10 protein-coding genes and 1 tRNA gene are annotated in these 16,190 nt (G+C 66.5%); 3 read left to right on the forward strand and 8 right to left on the reverse strand.

What is annotated here, in order from left to right; translation table 11 throughout:
- Positions 1–29 precede the first annotated feature (29 nt).
- Positions 30–2,624 (forward strand): DEAD/DEAH box helicase, encoded by a 2,595-nt coding sequence (locus ACPDIT_RS04130; RefSeq protein WP_423441814.1) that lies wholly within the window; start codon positions 30–32, stop codon positions 2,622–2,624.
- 35 nt (positions 2,625–2,659) lie between these two features.
- On the opposite strand, the gene ACPDIT_RS04135 is transcribed toward ACPDIT_RS04130, so the two are convergent.
- Positions 2,660–5,644 carry a VWA domain-containing protein gene (locus tag ACPDIT_RS04135; RefSeq protein ID WP_423441816.1) on the reverse strand — a complete coding sequence of 995 codons (2,985 nt, stop codon included), beginning with the start codon at positions 5,642–5,644 and terminating at the stop codon, positions 2,660–2,662.
- A 1,222-nt stretch (positions 5,645–6,866) separates the two neighbouring features.
- On the opposite strand from ACPDIT_RS04135, the gene ACPDIT_RS04140 reads away from it, so the two are divergent.
- Positions 6,867–6,941, forward strand: a tRNA-Glu gene (locus ACPDIT_RS04140).
- Positions 6,942–7,139: 198 nt separating this feature from the next.
- Here the strand turns inward: ACPDIT_RS04140 and ACPDIT_RS04145 are convergent.
- Entirely contained in the window at positions 7,140–8,144 is a 1,005-nt protein-coding gene (locus tag ACPDIT_RS04145) for a M23 family metallopeptidase (protein ID WP_423441818.1), read from the reverse strand.
- Positions 8,145–8,150: 6 nt separating this feature from the next.
- Positions 8,151–8,669 (reverse strand): SecDF P1 head subdomain-containing protein, encoded by a 519-nt coding sequence (locus tag ACPDIT_RS04150; RefSeq protein ID WP_423441820.1) that lies wholly within the window; start codon positions 8,667–8,669, stop codon positions 8,151–8,153.
- A gap of 62 nt (positions 8,670–8,731) precedes the next feature.
- Between ACPDIT_RS04150 and ACPDIT_RS04155 the strand changes: the two genes are divergently transcribed.
- On the forward strand, positions 8,732–8,962 hold the full coding sequence (locus tag ACPDIT_RS04155) for a hypothetical protein (RefSeq protein ID WP_423441822.1): 231 nt from the start codon (positions 8,732–8,734) through the stop codon (positions 8,960–8,962).
- Positions 8,963–9,149: 187 nt separating this feature from the next.
- Here the strand turns inward: ACPDIT_RS04155 and ACPDIT_RS04160 are convergent, their stop codons facing one another.
- The 5 genes from ACPDIT_RS04160 to ACPDIT_RS04180 form a co-directional block, all read right to left on the reverse strand.
- Positions 9,150–10,055, reverse strand: a complete 906-nt coding sequence (locus ACPDIT_RS04160) for an aldo/keto reductase (protein ID WP_423441824.1) — start codon at positions 10,053–10,055, stop codon at positions 9,150–9,152.
- Between the two features lie 200 nt (positions 10,056–10,255).
- Positions 10,256–10,897, reverse strand: coding sequence for a MarC family protein (locus ACPDIT_RS04165; protein WP_423441826.1), 642 nt, complete (start codon positions 10,895–10,897; stop codon positions 10,256–10,258).
- Positions 10,894–12,246, reverse strand: coding sequence for a hypothetical protein (locus tag ACPDIT_RS04170; RefSeq protein WP_423441828.1), 1,353 nt, complete (start codon positions 12,244–12,246; stop codon positions 10,894–10,896). The genes ACPDIT_RS04165 and ACPDIT_RS04170 overlap by 4 nt, the downstream gene beginning before the upstream one ends.
- Positions 12,247–12,399: 153 nt before the next feature.
- Positions 12,400–13,179, reverse strand: a complete 780-nt coding sequence (locus tag ACPDIT_RS04175) for a type II secretion system protein (RefSeq protein WP_423441830.1) — start codon at positions 13,177–13,179, stop codon at positions 12,400–12,402.
- 158 nt (positions 13,180–13,337) lie between these two features.
- On the reverse strand, positions 13,338–16,151 hold the full coding sequence (locus ACPDIT_RS04180) for an excinuclease ABC subunit UvrA (protein WP_423441832.1): 2,814 nt from the start codon (positions 16,149–16,151) through the stop codon (positions 13,338–13,340).
- Positions 16,152–16,190: the final 39 nt, after the last annotated feature.

Here is a 16,190-nt window from a genome sequence, read left to right on the forward strand (position 1 = left end):
CCCGCTTCTTCCTACTTTCATCCTGCGACATGGGATTGACCCTGTACGATCTGCTGGTGCGAGATCCGGACAACCCGTCCAGCGAAAGCCTGCTGGATCGGTTCCTCGAGTACGTGGCCGACAAGGGGCTGACCCTCTATCCGGCCCAGGAAGAGGCACTGCTCGCCGTGTTCGAGGGCCACAACGTCATCCTCAACACCCCCACCGGTTCCGGCAAATCCCTCGTCGCCATGGCCATGCTCTTTGCCGCCCTGGCGCGCGGACGCCGCGCCGTGTACACCTGCCCGGTCAAAGCCCTGGTCAACGAAAAATGGCGGGATCTCTGCCGCGAGTTCGGCCCGGACAACGTGGGCCTCTCCACCGGCGACGCCTCCGTCAACCGGCATGCACCCATCCTATGCTGCACCGCAGAAATCCTGGCCAACATCGCCCTGCGACGCGGCGCCCGCGCGCCCGTGGACGACCTGGTCATGGACGAGTTCCATTGGTACGCCGATCGGGACCGTGGCGTCGCCTGGCAGGTGCCCCTGCTCACCCTGCCGCACACCCGCTTCCTTCTCATGTCGGCCACCCTGGGCGACACCCGTTTCTTCGAAGAGGAACTCACCCGGCTCACCGGCAACCGCACGGTCACCATCGCCGCTTCCGAACGCCCGGTGCCCCTCGAGTTCACCTGGTCCGAACGCCCCCTGGCCCAAACCGTCGAACAACTCCTGGCCGAGGACAAAGCCCCCATCTACGTGGTTCACTTCACCCAGGCCGAAGCGGCCGAAAGCGCCCAGGATTTCACCAGCCTCAACCTCTGCTCCCGTACCGAGAAGGAACAAATCGCCGCCGAACTGGAAACCGTTCGGTTCAACTCCCCCTACGGCCCGGAAATCCGAAAATGGCTCCGCCACGGCATCGGCCTCCATCACGCCGGTCTGCTCCCCAAATACCGGGTCCTGGTCGAACGCCTCGCGCAACGCGGTCTGCTCAAAATCATCTGCGGCACCGACACCCTCGGCGTCGGTGTCAACATCCCCATCCGCACGGTCCTCTTCACCCGCCTCTGCAAATACGACGGCGAAAAAGTAACGCTCCTCAGCGCGCGCGACTTCCACCAAATCGCCGGTCGTGCCGGCCGCAAAGGCTTTGACGACCGCGGCTGGGTGGTGGTCCAGGCCCCGGAACACGTCATCGAAAACCGCAAACTCGAAGCCAAGGCCGCCCGGGACGGCCGCAAACCCACCAAAAAACGGGCGCCCAATCCGAACCACATCACCTGGGACATCAAGACCTTTCACCGCCTCGTGCACGCGCCCCCCGAACGACTCACCTCCCGTTTCCAGGTCACCCCGGGCATGCTCCTGCACGTCCTGAGCCGCCCCGACGAAGACGGCTGTCGCGCCCTGCAACAAATCATCCGGCGCTGTCACGATTCGCCCCGCCAGAAACGCGAGCACTTCCGACGCGCCTGGCAACTGTTCCGTTCCCTCCTCAATCGCAACGTCATCGAAATCGTGCCGCCCGACCAACGCGATGCCCGAGGCCTGCCCAAACTCCGCGTCAACGTCGAACTCCAGGAAGACTTCTCCCTGGACCAGACCCTCTCCCTCTACCTGCTGGAAACGCTGCTCATCCTCGATCCCAACTCCCCCCAATACGCCCTCGACCTGCTCACGTTGGTCGAGGCCATCCTCGAAGATCCCGAACCCATCCTCCAGCGCCAGCTCGAACGCATTCGGGCCGAAGCCCTCGCCACCATGAAGGCCGAGGGCGTCCCCTACGAGGAACGCATGGAACGGCTCGAACAACTCGAATACCCCAAACCCAACCGCGACTTCATTTACGGCACCTTCAACGCCTTCGCCTCCCGCCACCCGTGGGTCGGCCAGGAAAACATCCGTCCCAAAAGCATCGCCCGCGAAATGTTCGAAACCTTCCGTTCCTTCGACGACTACGTCCGCGATTACCAGCTCCAACGCGTCGAGGGTCTCCTGTTGCGTCACCTTCACAGCGTGTACAAGGTCCTCAAACAAACCGTGCCCGAACCCGCCAAGACCGAGGCCGTCCGCGAAATGGAACTCTACTTCGGCACCATGATCCGCACCGTGGACTCCAGCCTCTTGGAAGAGTGGGAACAGATGCGCGACCCGGAATACGAGCGACGCCTGGCCGAAGAACGCGCGCGCATCACCGGCCAGCCGGTCGCCGCGCTCCTCGCCACGGCCCCCACCCGCCTCACGGCCGACCGCGCCACGTTCACCAGCCTGGTGCGCAACCGCATCTTCGCATTCCTCCGGGCCTGGAGCACGCGCCAGTTCGACACCGCCCTCGGCCATCTCGACCGCCCCCTCGATGCCCGCGGGGAAGCATGGACCCCTCAACGCCTTCAGCAAACGTGGGAGGCCTACCTCGAAGAACACGCCCGGCTCTGTCTCGACCCCGAAGCCCGCAACCGCCGGCACACCTACATCCTGCCCGCCGAGGACCAAAGCGCCTGGACCGTCCAGCAAATGCTCGTGGACCCCGACGGCCACAACGACTGGGTCGCAGAGTGGTTCGTGGACCTGGCCGCCTCCGATCAAGCCTCCCAACCCGTCATGCAACTCCTGCGCCTCGGCCCGCTCGCCGACCACTGAACATTCGCGTCCCCCGCGTCTGCCCGCCGGCATCCCTACGTCGTTGACGCCGAATCCGGAGGCCCGCCCAGCTTCTGCCGCGCACGCAAACGCGCCTGCCGCAGCCGTTCCAGCACCGCCTCCTCCCGATCCACGCCCGCCGACGGCCGTGCGCCGGGAGATTGCGTGGACGCGACCGGCGTCGAGGAGACCTCCGAATCCCCCGCAGATGGCACTGCCGTCCCGGTCGCTACCCGCGGCACACCCTTCCTCGGAGGTTCACGCTCCGCCAGAGCCAAACCCGAGCTCACAGGCGCGGCGGGAGAGCTCGCGCCCGACGGTTGCGCCCATTGCCCGCGCACCGCTTCCTTGCGCGCCAGCAGCGAGGCCAGCGCCGGTTCAGCCACCGGCTCCCCTCGCGCCGCGCCTCGCGATGCCGGCCAGGCCAGTCGTTGAGCCACCCACCGACGCAGGGCCAGCCAATCCTCGCGCTCGAAGTGGAGGCGCCGCAGCGCGATGTCCAACACAAACAAGAACAGCGCCAGACGCAGCAACGTCGGCCACAGCGGCCGCACAGCCCACGTGGGCTGCCGGTGGTGCCCAAACGGGTTGTCTCCCTGGGGCCCTGGCGCCAGCACCATGCCCCCGGTCGCCTCCGCCAATTGCGTCAACACGGCCCGGTTGGGCGCCGTGCGCGCCAGCTCCGGCGAATCACTGGTGGCAAACCCGAGCGTCTCGGCCGCGCGCAGGCGGTCCCCGTCCCACTGCCGCACCTGCACCGCGCCCGCGCCGGGTGGCCCGGCCGTGAACCGCGCCTCGAACAGACCGGGGGCGGTCGCGCGCATCTCCTGCGTCTCCCGGGACCCGTCCGGCCGCACCAGCACCGCCTCGAATCGCACCGCAGCATCAGCCGGTTCATCCGCCCCGTCCCATTCCGTCCAGACGCGGATCGTTTCGCCCTCGGCCCGCACCTGCGCGGTCCACGGACCCGTCTCCAGCCGTCGCAAGGACCACTGCACGAGCTGCGCCCAGAACTGCGAAAACTGCGGCCACGCCGGCCAGTCGCGCGCCCACCGCGCCCGCACGTCCGAGGTAAAGGCCACCACCCGGCCCAACCCGAACTGCCAGTGCGCCAACAAGGGATCGCCCTGATGCGTTCGCAACGGCGTCTCCGCGCGTGCCCTGGGAGCAGTGACAACGTAACCGTGCAGCTTCGGCCAGCCTTCCCCCGGCAAACCGGTCAGCGGTTCCGAAACGAAGATTCGACGGGGCTCGAACGTTTCCTCCACCAAGGCGGCGCGCAGCAGCAATGCCGTGTCTCGCAAGAAGAGTTGAGGCAGTTCCGCAGGATCCGTTGCCGCATAGAACCGGCCCCCACCCCAGGCGGCCAGCTGCTCCAAAAACGGTCGATCGAAGTCCTCTCCCACCCCCACGGCCGACACGGTGATCCCCTCGCGTCGCATTTGACGGGTCAGCGCCTCGAACTCCCCCGGCTGCGTGATGCCGTCGGTCAGCACCACGCAATGTTTCAAATGCGCCCGCGCGCGCGCCAACTGGCGGTACGCCTCCTTGAGCGCCGGATAGATGGAGGTGCCGCCCTCGGCTTGCACCCGGGCCAGCTGCGCCAACCAGGTCCGGCGCTGCCCCGCCGGCTGCAACGGTGCCACCTCGTACGGCCGGGTGTCGAAGGCCAGCACCCCCACCCAGTCCCGCTCCCCCAACGCCAGGATCGAAGCCATCGCCGCACGCTTGGCCATCTCGAGCTTCTCGCCCAGCATGCTGCCGGAGCGATCCAACACCAGCATCAACGCCACCACCGGCAACGGACGCCATTGCTCCAACTCCATGCTCACCGGCAACAGCTCCGCCAGCGGCGTCCCCCGATATCCCCCTGCCGTGAAGCTCTGGTCGCCTCCCACACAGATCAGCCCCACTCCGAGATCCGCCACGGCCCGCTGCAATTGTTGCCAGCTGCTCATCGGCAGGTTCGCCGCAGCCACATTCTCCAGAACCACGGCGTCGAACCCGTACCAGCCGGCCAAATCGGGCGGCGCCGCTTCGATCGGACGCACCGTGACCTCCGCCCCCGTCGTCCCCAGTGCCTTCAACCACGGACCCAACTCGCCCTCCGGAGTGGTGTGCAACACCAACACCCGCGGGGGGCCCTCCACCATCACGAATCCGTACCCTCGATTGTTGCGCGGCTGGAAATCGCCCGGCACATCACACAACACTTCGAAGTGATAGAATCCGGGTTGCTCCAGCCGCTGCGGCAGCCGGAACAGGTTCTTCCCGGGCGCCAATTCCACCGTGGGCTGCGCCACCAGCTGGTCGTTGGCGTACAACCGCAGCCGCGCCACGGTTTGCGTCGGACTGTACACCCAGAGCTTCAAATCAAAGGGCTCGTTTCGTCCGACCCGCGCCGGCACCTCCACCCGCTCCACCCGACCGTCCCCCGGTCGCTCCCTGCCCAAAACCAGCACATCACAACTGACCCTGCGATTCCGCAGTTGGGGCAGCCAGTCCAGCACGCGGCCCTGGGTCTCGTTGCCGTCGCTCATGATCACCAGCCGGTGCTGCCCCGCCTCCGGCAGCGTGGCCAGGGCCAGGCGCACGGCAGCGCCCAGGTCGGTGGCCGTGGTGTCCACCACGGCCAGCGGCCGGTCCCAACGCGGCGACTCCGTGGGCAAAAACTCCACCGCCGCATCCCGGCCAAACACCACCACGCCTGCACGGTCCCCCTTCGGCTTGTCCGACAGCCAACGGTCCAGCTCCGCCCAGGCCACCCGCTGCTCGTCCGGGGTCAAACTGTCCGAGCGATCCAGCAAAAACACCACGTTCATCTCTCCCACCCGCCGGGGCCATTGGAACCCCGCCAATGCCAACACCACACACAGCACTCCGGCCAATCGAAACCCCAGCACCCAGCGTCGCCGCGCGACTGACAACAACGCGTCGCTGCTCCGGTGCAGCCAGATCACCCAGGCCGCCGCCACCGGCAGCACACACCACCACCACGGCTGGGTGAAGAATCGGTTCATCCGCCGCACCTCAACATTCCCCAGCACCCGCCTCCGAACGAGTTTTTTCCTTCCACCGAAGCCGCCGGGCAGAGTCCATGCGGCGATCCTCTCCAGCCCCAGTCTCCCCGCCAGGCGGTACCGCACAACCCCGGCACGATGCCGGCGCCGGGCGTGTCCTTCGCTCCGCGAAAATGGTCCGATTTCACTGCGGAACAAAGGGCCCCGCCGGCCTGCCGACCCGCCTCCCAGTTTCGCGCAGACCGGCCCCCGGAATCTCAGAGCGCATCGCCGGCCCGCCCAAGTCGAACCTCCGCAGCTCGCCGTGCCACTTTCGCTTCTCGGCGGCACGGAACACTCCGGCCTTTCAAAGCCGGGCGGACCCGGATGCAACCTCGGTTCCAACACGGCAACGCGGCACATCGCAGGTTTCGGACACCCCCCGAGAGATCGGTGGACTCTTCGCGCGTCCTCGGCAGCAGGACACCGACGAACACGGGCACTGCCCCGAAAGCCTTGAATCCAGTTCTCCAAAAGCGGAAATGCGCATTCCGGTGTCCATGCATGGCACGAATCAATCCGCGCCTGAAGGCGCATCCCCTCCACCAGCCCGGGGCAACGCCCCGGGGACTTCGCGCCCCCATACCCATCGCGCCCTGAAAGGGCACCACTCGAGGACGCCCCTCGCGGGGACCGGTGAGCCCACACCGAATTCCGCCCCTTCAGGGCGGGGTGAATCGCGGCGTCCCGGTTCCCCAGGGTCTCGCCCTGGGCTGGTGAGTTCACACTATGTTCGGGCAACCATAAGGCGTGTTGGAGGGCAACCATTCGCGCGGTTTCGTGGGCAATTTGGTTGCCCAAGCGCCTCATGAGGCTGGCGCCTTGACGTCCCCCTGAGGCAAACCCATGCCGCGTCGCAGGCTCGAACCGTCTCCGGCCCTTGATGGGGCTTGCTGGCATGGAACGGGCAGGGGCCGCGTTGGCGAATTGTCCCTTGCAGCACTGGCTCAGGCACGGCCATCGGCACCGCAGATCCGCATTCGGGCGCCATTCGGATTCTGGACACGCCCCAGACGCTCGGCGCGATCGCGAATGTCCGCAGCACGAGAAAGCCCCGGTAAAAACGGCGTTTTCCCCGGGTCCTGAAATGAAGTGCCCACAGGGGAGATCCCCCTCACCCACGCGGGTGCCCAGTTTTTTCGTGACACCGACGCCGGCCCGGATATATTTCTGAGCGACGCTCGACCCTATCGTCTAGCGGTTAGGACACCACCCTTTCACGGTGGTAGCCCGGGTTCGAGTCCCGGTAGGGTCGCCATTTTTCTCGCCCAGACGCAACCATCCCGTCGGTTTTACCGAGAGGCGTCCCACGCGGTTGGACCAACCCGCCGTTCACACAAATGTGGCCCGCCGGCAGATCGAGCACCGGCGAAAGGGTTCGCTCTTGAAGGCTCGCATTTCCGGGGCCTGTGGAGCAGACGCGGGGAGGTTGCTCGCACCAGACCCTAGGAAGGCCTCAATAGGTCAACAAATCCAGCAAACCCAGGCCGCGCGGGCTCAAGGCCCAGCGGTTTCCCTGCCGCGTCACCAGGGCCTGACAGCGGCACCGGTTGACCTCGGCCTCGTTGACCTGCAAAAGCACGTACTTCCCGCCCGGACGCAATTCTGCTGCGCTCCGCGGCACCAGGCGAAACGGCAAACCGGAAAAATTAAAAGTCACATCATATCCGGCCACCGGGGCTGTGCGAACCGCAGCCGGCTCCACCAGGGCGGCGTAGCGCCGGACCCAGCCAAACTCTCCCTGTCGCACCTGCACAGTGCACAACGGCACCTGTTCCTGCACCAACCTGCGAAACGAGAACCGTGGCCCTTCACGCTGCTGTGCCTGGAAGACCGCCACCGGGTCCAGACCCAGGAAGTTGCGCCCGTTGAAATTCCCGTGGTCGTTCCGCTCCCGGGGCTCGGTGCGGCGGAACCAGGCGTCGAACCGGTCGGAGATCATGAGCGCGATTTCGAAGTGCAGATGCGCGCGATCTTTGCTGATGGGGGTTCGGGTGTTGGTGCTCCGACCCAGGGTGCCGATCGGTTGACCGGCGCGCACCTCCCGGCCCGGGCGCAAGTCCGGCGCAACGGCCCGCAAATGCGCGTACAACGTGTACACCTCCAGCCCGTCCACGCTGTGGCGCAGGACGATGTACCGGCCGTAGTTGGACAAAGAAGGATTCGTGTTGATGTATGCCACGGTGCCGTCCGCCGCCGCATACACCAGGTCGGTGGGTTCGCCCCGACGATCCCGCTGCACGGAACGAATGTCGATCCCCTCGTGCAGCTGAAAGCCCTCGCTCCGCGTGCAGCCGAACGTCCCCGCTACCCAGGTCCGGCCCGGTGTGGGGGCGAAGAAGCGTGCCTCGCCCCCGGGCTCGAACAGGGCCTGGTTGGGCGTGGGCAGCCGAAACGGTCCTGTCGCCACGGCTCCTGCCACCCACCCCAGGATCCCCAACCACACCAGACCGCCGCGCATGACCTGTTAGAAATCCCGTTTCTTCCGCTGCGCCGCCAGGTTGTTCAAGCCCCGCACGATCCGCTCGGCCTCCTCGCGACTCGCATCCGGCGTGAACACCAGAAATCCGTCCCCGATCCGCTGCTTGATCAAGGGCGCCGCCAGCCATCGCGCCTGGTCCGGTCGCTCGCCAAACTGACTGAAGATCACCATGCGTCGCCCCCGGTAGGCCGTGGTGTATTGCTCCAACAGCCAGGTGCCGGAACGGTCCAGCTGAATCTGAATGGCCGGCACCCCGAAGGCATCCACCACCTTCGCCGACGCCACATGCACCTCCGTGAGGAAAGGCGACTTCTCGATGGTCAGGCTGACCGGATCCTCCCGAAACAGCGTCACCGTCTCCGTCTGACCCGTGGGCTCGGGCCGGACCTCCAGATGAACGCGCAACGTACTGATTTCCTTCCGGCTGCGCGACTCGGGGCTCTGACAGGCCATTGTCACGGCCAGCAACGCCAAACCCACCCCCAAATAGAGATTGAACCGCATCCTCGGCCCATTCATATTGACCGGCCCAAACAACCGCATTCAGGCGGGCTTGTAAAGGACCTATGAGCAAACAATACAACAAGATTCTCAAACGCCGTCGGCGCCAGCGCTACATCAAGCGCAAGAAACTGGCCGCCAAACTGGCGCGCCAGGCCAAAGCCGGACAGACCGCGCCAGCCGCCAGCGAGCCGCCTTCGGCCCCGGCATCCGCCGCTCCGGCCCAACCAGCCGCACCAGCGCCCGCGGAGCCCTCGCCGGCGCCCACAGAGAATCCGCCACCCGCCGGGAGCTGACCCTCGCCACTCCGGCGACCGAAAACGTCACCTTTCCTCTCGTGTGCCGACCGCCGCCCGGACCACCGCCGGGCGGCTTGTGTTTCCCTCGGAAGCGCCCGCGACCTTCCCCCTAAGCACTGCGCCGCCCTGGCCGGATTCGCAACGCCCGGCCCGCTCGAGTGCCCGGGCCGTGGCCCCCGCGCCTTTACACCTCCGCCAGCGCCCGGTTCATCCGCTCGATCGCCTCGTCCACCTCGGCCGCGCTGGCAAACCCGATCGTGACCGCATCCACCAGGCCGCTCTGCATGGCATAGCGGATCGACCGCTCCCGATCCGCCGGCGAACGAAATTCGCCGTTCCCGATAATCTTCATCCCGATGACGCCGCGGCCCCTGGCCCGCATCGCCTGAATCTCCTGCACCACCCGTGGCACATGGGTGGCGTCGCCGCTCTCGTCCCAACGTTCGGACGGCCCGTCCACATGCCGGCCCTGCGGGTTCAAACGCACCAAATGCACGTCCAGCCCCTCGACCTGCGTGGCTCGACACAACGCCGGCAGGCCGTGACAGGAGACCCCCACGGCACGCACGATTCCTCTTTGCTTCGCCTCCGTCAGGGCATCGAGCACCCGTCGCCGTTCCGTATCCCAGCGAGGACTGGTCGCGCAATGCACCAGCACACAGTCCAGGTAATCCACCCCCAGTTCCCGGCGAAATCGGTCGAGTTCTTTCATCGGATCCTGCGGCACCCCCATCATCTTCGTCAGGAGAAACAGTCGTTCCCGGGGCAACCCGCGGATCGCCTCGCGCACGTACTCGTGCGTCCGATACGCGTCGGCGGTGTCGATGTAAGTGACGCCCTGGTCATAGGCGTGACGAATCAGGCGGTTGAAACCCTCCCGCCCGAGGCTCCGTTGCACTTCGCCGGCGTTGGTGCCGGTGCCCACGCCCAGTCGGCTGATCTTCAATCCGGTGCGCCCCAACGGCACCAGATCGGTCGCCGTTCGCCGCGTGGAACCGGTCGTGCGGCAGGCCGTCGGGCACAGGGCAAGCCCGGCCAACGCAGCCGTGGCGGTGAGAAACTCACGTCGAGTCAATCGCTGGCGGTTCATGGCAGTCCTTTCGTTGGCGGTTTGTCGCCTCCAGCAAAGCACGGCTCGCCGGCGGAGGCAAATGCTGTTTCCCAATGCGAGCCTTTTGGAAACCCGTCAGCTCCGACCCTCCAGGGCGGCCGGGAAAACGCAGCCGTGCGCGGGGTCACGCCATCGTGGACGCGTCCGAACCGTCTCCGTATCGGCTGATCCCTTTCCTTTCATCCCATCCCCAGCTCCGCCCTCAGGGCCTTCAGTGCGTTCACCATGAATTGCACCGCCACCGCTGCCAGCAGCAAACCCATGATCCGGGACAAAATGTTGAGCGCAATCGGATTGAGAAACCGACTGCTCTGCGCCGCCACGTGCAGAATCCAGTAGCTGGCCAGCATCACCAGCACGATCACACCATACAACACGCCGTGTTGCACCCAGCCTTCCGCCTGGCTCTGCAACAAAATGGCGGTGGAAATCGCGCCCGGCCCCGCCAGCAAGGGAATGGCCAGGGGCGTGACGGAAATGTCCTCCTTGCTTGCGCCGGCCTCGGTTTCCTCGCGCGTTTCCTGCACCCGGGAACGCTGCGCCTTCAACATGTCGAGCGCCACCATCAACAACACAATACTGGCCGCAATCTGAAAGGCCGGCAGCGTGATCCCGAGAAACCGGAAGATGTACTGACCCGCCGCCGCGAACACCACCAACACCCCGGCCGCCACCACGCACGCCAACCGCGCCATCTGGATCCGTTGCGCCGGCGTGTGCTCCGGTGTCATGGCCAAAAACGCCGGCGCCGTGGACACCGGATCGACGATCACAAACAGGGATCCGAACGCCAACAGCCCGAATTGCACCCACTCACTCATACCCCCACCGCCGCCGGCACCTCGACCGCCTCGTTCATCCCGTGGACGATCTTTTTGTCCAGCGGACAAATCGTCGCCAGGACACCGCCCAGGTGCGCGCGGGCCCGTTCCCGCTCGCCCGTCACGAAATAATACGGACACAGCCGCACCCGGCCCTCGAATGAAACCACCCGTCCCTGATCGAAATCAAACCACTGCGCCGGCTGTCGCGCCGGAGCATGATACCGCTGCAACACCCACGGATTCCGCGGAAACTCCGCCAGCGCACGCTCCACCGCCGCCGACCAATCCTCCAGGGACAAATCGCTGCCCAGATAAACCCCTCGCGCTCCCCACGCATGCGGGGCAAACCCGGAGACCTTCAGAATCAGTTGCCGCTGACGCTGCGACAGCGTCTTCAACTGTCGCCAATCCGTCAGCCCGAGCTCCGGAATGGCCGCATGGGGCGGCAGCGGCGCGGGATCCACCACCCACGTGTACGGCACCCAGCCCTGCAGGCGCTCCAAAAACGCCGCCCCCAATTCCCTGCGCCAAAACTCCCGCAGATTCCGATTCCACAACAACGCCAGCAACAGTTTCTCTTCCAGCGCCGGCTTGGGCGGGGGGGTGATGCGCAGCTCCCCGCGGGCCCCGCGATCGAACAACTCCCGAGCCACCGGCACGTTCTCCAGGTCGAACAACTCGAAAAACCGGTACACGGCATCCCCCGGGGCATACTCCCGGTACCGTACATCCCGCACCGCAAATCGCCCCCCCAACCGGCCCGCCAACCACTCCATCTCCGGCCGGTACATCGCCGATTCCTCCGAGACCACGATGTGCACGCGCGGCGCCGATCCGAAAATGCCGGCGAATCCCCGCACCATGCCGTCTCCGCCACCCAACAGGTGCCAGGCCGGCTCTTCTCCCGCCGGCCGGTGATAGACCTCCTGCAGCCAGGCCGTCAGCCCGATCCCTCCCGGAACACTGTCCAGCTCCGTGATCCGCGGGCCCTCCGCCGTCAGCAGCACGTCCGGCCGAATCACCCGCGGCAATTCATGCCGAAAACCCGCATGCCGCTGCCATGCAATCAGTTCCGGTGGCTTCCCCTGATCCAGCAATTCCGCCACCCAGGCCGGCTGCCTTCCCGCCACCGACTGCCGATACAGCAAGTCCGCCGCGCGATAAAACTGCAACAACACCCGCCCCAGCGATTCCAACTGCGCCGCCAGTTCGCGCGAAAGCAGAAACGGCGTCGGGCCCACGCGCCAGCTGGCCCCGGCGAACAAACCGCCCGGCGGCAACTGCGCCCGAATCCAACGAGCCCGCTCCGCCGCCTTCTCTTCACTCACCACGCCTTGTGGCTCCATTTGGCCGTCCTTCGCTCCTGAAATCGCTTCCGATCCGCCCCGGCCGGCAGTCTCGGTGGTGTCCCGTCTGTTTGACAAGGCCGAGGCTGAGTTTCCCACCCGGGCGTTTTCCCCGTCTCCAGAAACCCCGTGAGCCCGGCCCTCCGAACCGTTTCACTGGCCCGACAGTCGCCGGTCCCGCAAAAAATGGCCGTGCCCGTCCAACATCAATCGATTCCGGCCACCCGCATGCGCACTGCGCCCCTGCCACTCCGGGGCCACGGTGGCCACCGTCCCCGGAAAGTACACGTCCACCACCAGCTCCACCTCCGACGGTCCCTGCGGCTGGCCCACCATCGGATTGCCCGACACCCGCAAAAGTGCCAGACAATCCGACTCCGTCCGGCCCCAGAAATTGTCCGGCGGAACCGGCTCGTCCACTCGATCGAACCGCCACATCCAGTACCGCACCACCGGTGCGTTCGACTCCAGTCCCCCCGCCTGCGCCACCTGCGGCAATCCCGCCCACACCGAGGCTCGCGCGCCCGGGCAATCCCAGACCCCTCGCTCCGGCACCCAGGCCTTCAAGACCACCGCGGCCCAACCCGACCGCGGGTCGCTGGGCGGCCAGTCCGACCATGGCCGATACCCGCCCGGCAACCGCACCTTCAAATCCCGTCGGTCGGGAAAGCGACTTCCGCTTTCATCCAGGTACATCCGCCACGCGAGCCCCTGCTGGCGAAGTTGGTTCAAACACGCAGCCCGCTGCGCCAGCCGGCGTGCCCGCTGCAGGCCCGGTAACAACAGGCCGGCCAGGATGCCCACAATCGCCACCACCGTCAGCAATTCCACCAAAGTGAAGGCCCCGGGGCGCAATCGCACTCCGGGAAGGCCCGCCCGGCCGACTGCGCTCTGCGCCACGCTGAACACGAATCTCCTTACAACCGCCGTCATCCCGGACGCTCGCCCTGCACTTCGCCAATCGCGGCCCCGAGCGACTGCCCCCGGGCTGCACTGCATCGACCGTCGCCGCAGGCACCGGACCAACGCGCTGGTCGCCCTGCGTGCTGCAGCGGGTCGAGCCTCCCTGTGGCCCGAACCGCAAATCGCTCTCAGCCTTCCCCCGCCGGGGAGGTCCTCCTCCCCCGACCCCCGTTCGACCGTCCCCGATCAAGCAGCGGGCGCAGGAACCGGCCGGTGTGGCTCTGCGGACAGGCCGTAATCACCTCCGGCGGCCCACAGGCTACCAGACGTCCGCCCGCATCGCCACCCTCCGGCCCCAAATCGATCACCCAGTCGGCCTCGGCAATCAACTCCGGATGATGCTCGATCACCAGCACCGAGTGGCCCGCGTCCACCAGCTGCTGCAACACGTGCAAGAGACGTTCCACATCCGCCGCGTGCAGGCCGATCGTGGGCTCTTCCAGGAGAAACAGATTCCCCCGCCGCCGGGCCGTTCGCTCCGCAGACAGCGGTTGAGGACCCCTCCCCTCGCCCGGGCCGCGCAACCCGCTCAACAGATGCGTGACCAGTTTGACCCGCTGCGCCTCGCCACCACTGAGCGTGGGACTGGTCTGGCCCAGTTTGAGATACCCCAGGCCCGTGTCCCGCAACGCCTCGAGCGCGCGCCGAATCGAGGGCACCGCCCCAAACACCTCGAGCGCCTCCGCCACCGTCAGATCCAGCACTTGCGCAATGTTTCGTCCCGCATACAGCACGTCCAGCGTCTGGGGATTGAAGCGCGTGCCCCCGCAGGTCTCGCAACGCACATACGCCGTGGGTAAAAAATTCATCTCCAGCTTGACCTGACCGGCTCCCTGACACGCCGGGCACCGTCCTTCCGGACTGTTGAACGAGAACCGGCCCGGCCCATACCCCCGCATGCGCGCCTCCGGGGTCTGGGCAAACAACGCCCGAATCTCGTCGAAAAACCCCACGTAGGTCGCCGGGATGGACCGCGGCGTCCGGCCAATGGGCGACTGATCCACCTCGTACACCGCGCGCACATGTTCTGCGCCGCGCAGCAACGGCAATCCCTCGGACTCCGCTGCGGTCGATTCTCCCGTGCCCGCCGCCTTGCGGCCGGCCAGCGCCCGCTGGAGCGCCGGCAACAAACAGTGTCGCACCAACGTGCTCTTGCCCGAGCCGCTGACCCCCGTCACCACCACCAGCCGCTGCAACGGAATCCAAATCGTCAAATCCTGCAGGTTGTGTTTGCGCGCATGACAAAGTTGGAGCCAGGTCACGCCCTCCCCTTCGGTGGCCGGCGGGTCCGGAGGCGGCCAGGGCACGAACCGACGCGCCCCTCGCAGGGGAAACGTCCGCCGCTCCCGCAAACAACGCCCCGTAACGCTTTGCGGATGCCGGAGGATGTCGCCCAGTCGCCCCGTGGCCACCACCCGGCCCCCTTCCGCGCCCGCTCCGGGTCCCAGGTCAATCAGCCAATCGGCCCGCCGTAACGTCTGCTCATCATGCTCCACCACGACCACGGAATTGCCCCGCGCGCAGAGCCGCTCCAAACAGGCCAGCAACCGTTCATTGTCCCGCGGGTGCAACCCGATGGTGGGCTCATCCAACACATACAACACCCCGCTCAAATTGGAACCCAACTGTGCCGCCAACCGAATCCGCTGCGCCTCGCCCCCCGACAGCGTGGGAACCGACCGATCGAGGTGCAGATATCCCAACCCCACCTCGCGCAGAAAGCCCAACCGCACGCGGATTTCCGGCAGAATGTCCCGCGCAATCTGCCCCGCCCGACCCGAAAACCGCACCTGACGAAAGAACGACTCCGCCCGTTCCACCGGCAGCCGGCCCAGATCCACCAACGTCGGATTCTCCGGCACCCCGGGCTCCACCCTCCCCACGGGCAAACGCACCGCCCGCGCCAGTCGGTTCAACCGGGCCCCCTCACATTCGGGACAGACCTCACGCTCCGTGGCCCAGCTCCACCACGTTTCCTCGACCTGATCCGCATCCGCCCCGCGTTCCGCATCCGGCAGGTAAAACAGTTCCCCGAAGCCCCGGCAACGCGGGCACCATCCCAGCGGCGAGTTGTAACTGAAATGCTTGGGATCCAGCGGCGGATAGGACCGGCCGCAGCCGGGACAAACCCGTTCGATCGAATGAACGCTCACCGCCCCGTGGCCGTCCACCGCCAGCAGCAGGCCGCGCCCGAGGTCCAATGCTCGATCCACCAGCGCTTCGGCCGATTCTGCCGTCCCGCCCTCGTTTGGCCGGGGCCCGACCCGAATCCGCCGCGGATCCAGGGTCCCCACCACTATCTCCACATCGTGCTCCCGGTACCGATCCAGCCGCGGGAACCGCTCGGCATCGCACCATTGCCCGTCCACCCGCAACTGTCGGTACCCGTGGTCCAGGGCCCATTGCGCCACCTCTGCGTGGAACCCCTTCCGATGCCGCACCACCGGAGCCAGCAACCTGAGGGCACCGCGCCGACGCGCTTCGCGACGCAGCTGCTCGATCAGAGCTTGTCGGGTCTGCGCCTCCACCGGTTGCGCGCAGTCCGGGCAGTACAACACCCCGAGCCGTGCATACAACAACCGCAAAAAATGGTGCACCTCGGTTACGGTGGCCACCGTGCTTTTCCCGCCGCCGCGACTGGTACGCTGTTCGATGCTCACCGTGGGAGGCAGGCCCAGGATGCGATCCACATCCGGCCGCGGTAATTGCTCCACGAATTGCCGCGCATAGGCGTTGAGAGAATCGAGGAACCGGCGCTGTCCCTCCGCAAAAAGCAGATCAAAGGCCAATGTGCTCTTGCCGGAGCCGCTTACCCCGGTGATCACCACGAAACACCCGCGCGGGATGACCACCGTCAGGTCTTTCAGATTGTGCTCCCGCGCGCCCTGCACCACGATCGCATTCCGGGCCGCCGCCTCCCAAACCTCTCTGCCCCGCTTCATGTCCTTCAGTCTTACCACTGCAACCGACCCGACTCAAAC

The organism is Limisphaera sp. VF-2 (assembly GCF_049537125.1).
In the GTDB taxonomy this organism is placed as follows: domain Bacteria; phylum Verrucomicrobiota; class Verrucomicrobiia; order Limisphaerales; family Limisphaeraceae; genus Limisphaera.

What these genes read in the sequence shown, in the direction of transcription:
- ACPDIT_RS04165 (WP_423441826.1), bottom strand. Translation starts at nt 10,897, where the DNA reads ATGAGTGAGTGGGTGCAATTCGGGCTGTTGGCGTTCGGATCCCTGTTT.
- ACPDIT_RS04135 (WP_423441816.1), bottom strand. Translation starts at nt 5,644, where the DNA reads ATGAACCGATTCTTCACCCAGCCGTGGTGGTGGTGTGTGCTGCCGGTG.
- ACPDIT_RS04180 (WP_423441832.1), bottom strand. Translation starts at nt 16,151, where the DNA reads ATGAAGCGGGGCAGAGAGGTTTGGGAGGCGGCGGCCCGGAATGCGATC.
- ACPDIT_RS04175 (WP_423441830.1), bottom strand. Translation starts at nt 13,179, where the DNA reads ATGACGGCGGTTGTAAGGAGATTCGTGTTCAGCGTGGCGCAGAGCGCA.
- ACPDIT_RS04145 (WP_423441818.1), bottom strand. Translation starts at nt 8,144, where the DNA reads ATGCGCGGCGGTCTGGTGTGGTTGGGGATCCTGGGGTGGGTGGCAGGA.
- ACPDIT_RS04160 (WP_423441824.1), bottom strand. Translation starts at nt 10,055, where the DNA reads ATGAACCGCCAGCGATTGACTCGACGTGAGTTTCTCACCGCCACGGCT.
- ACPDIT_RS04150 (WP_423441820.1), bottom strand. Translation starts at nt 8,669, where the DNA reads ATGCGGTTCAATCTCTATTTGGGGGTGGGTTTGGCGTTGCTGGCCGTG.
- ACPDIT_RS04130 (WP_423441814.1), top strand. Translation starts at nt 30, where the DNA reads ATGGGATTGACCCTGTACGATCTGCTGGTGCGAGATCCGGACAACCCG.
- ACPDIT_RS04155 (WP_423441822.1), top strand. Translation starts at nt 8,732, where the DNA reads ATGAGCAAACAATACAACAAGATTCTCAAACGCCGTCGGCGCCAGCGC.
- ACPDIT_RS04170 (WP_423441828.1), bottom strand. Translation starts at nt 12,246, where the DNA reads ATGGAGCCACAAGGCGTGGTGAGTGAAGAGAAGGCGGCGGAGCGGGCT.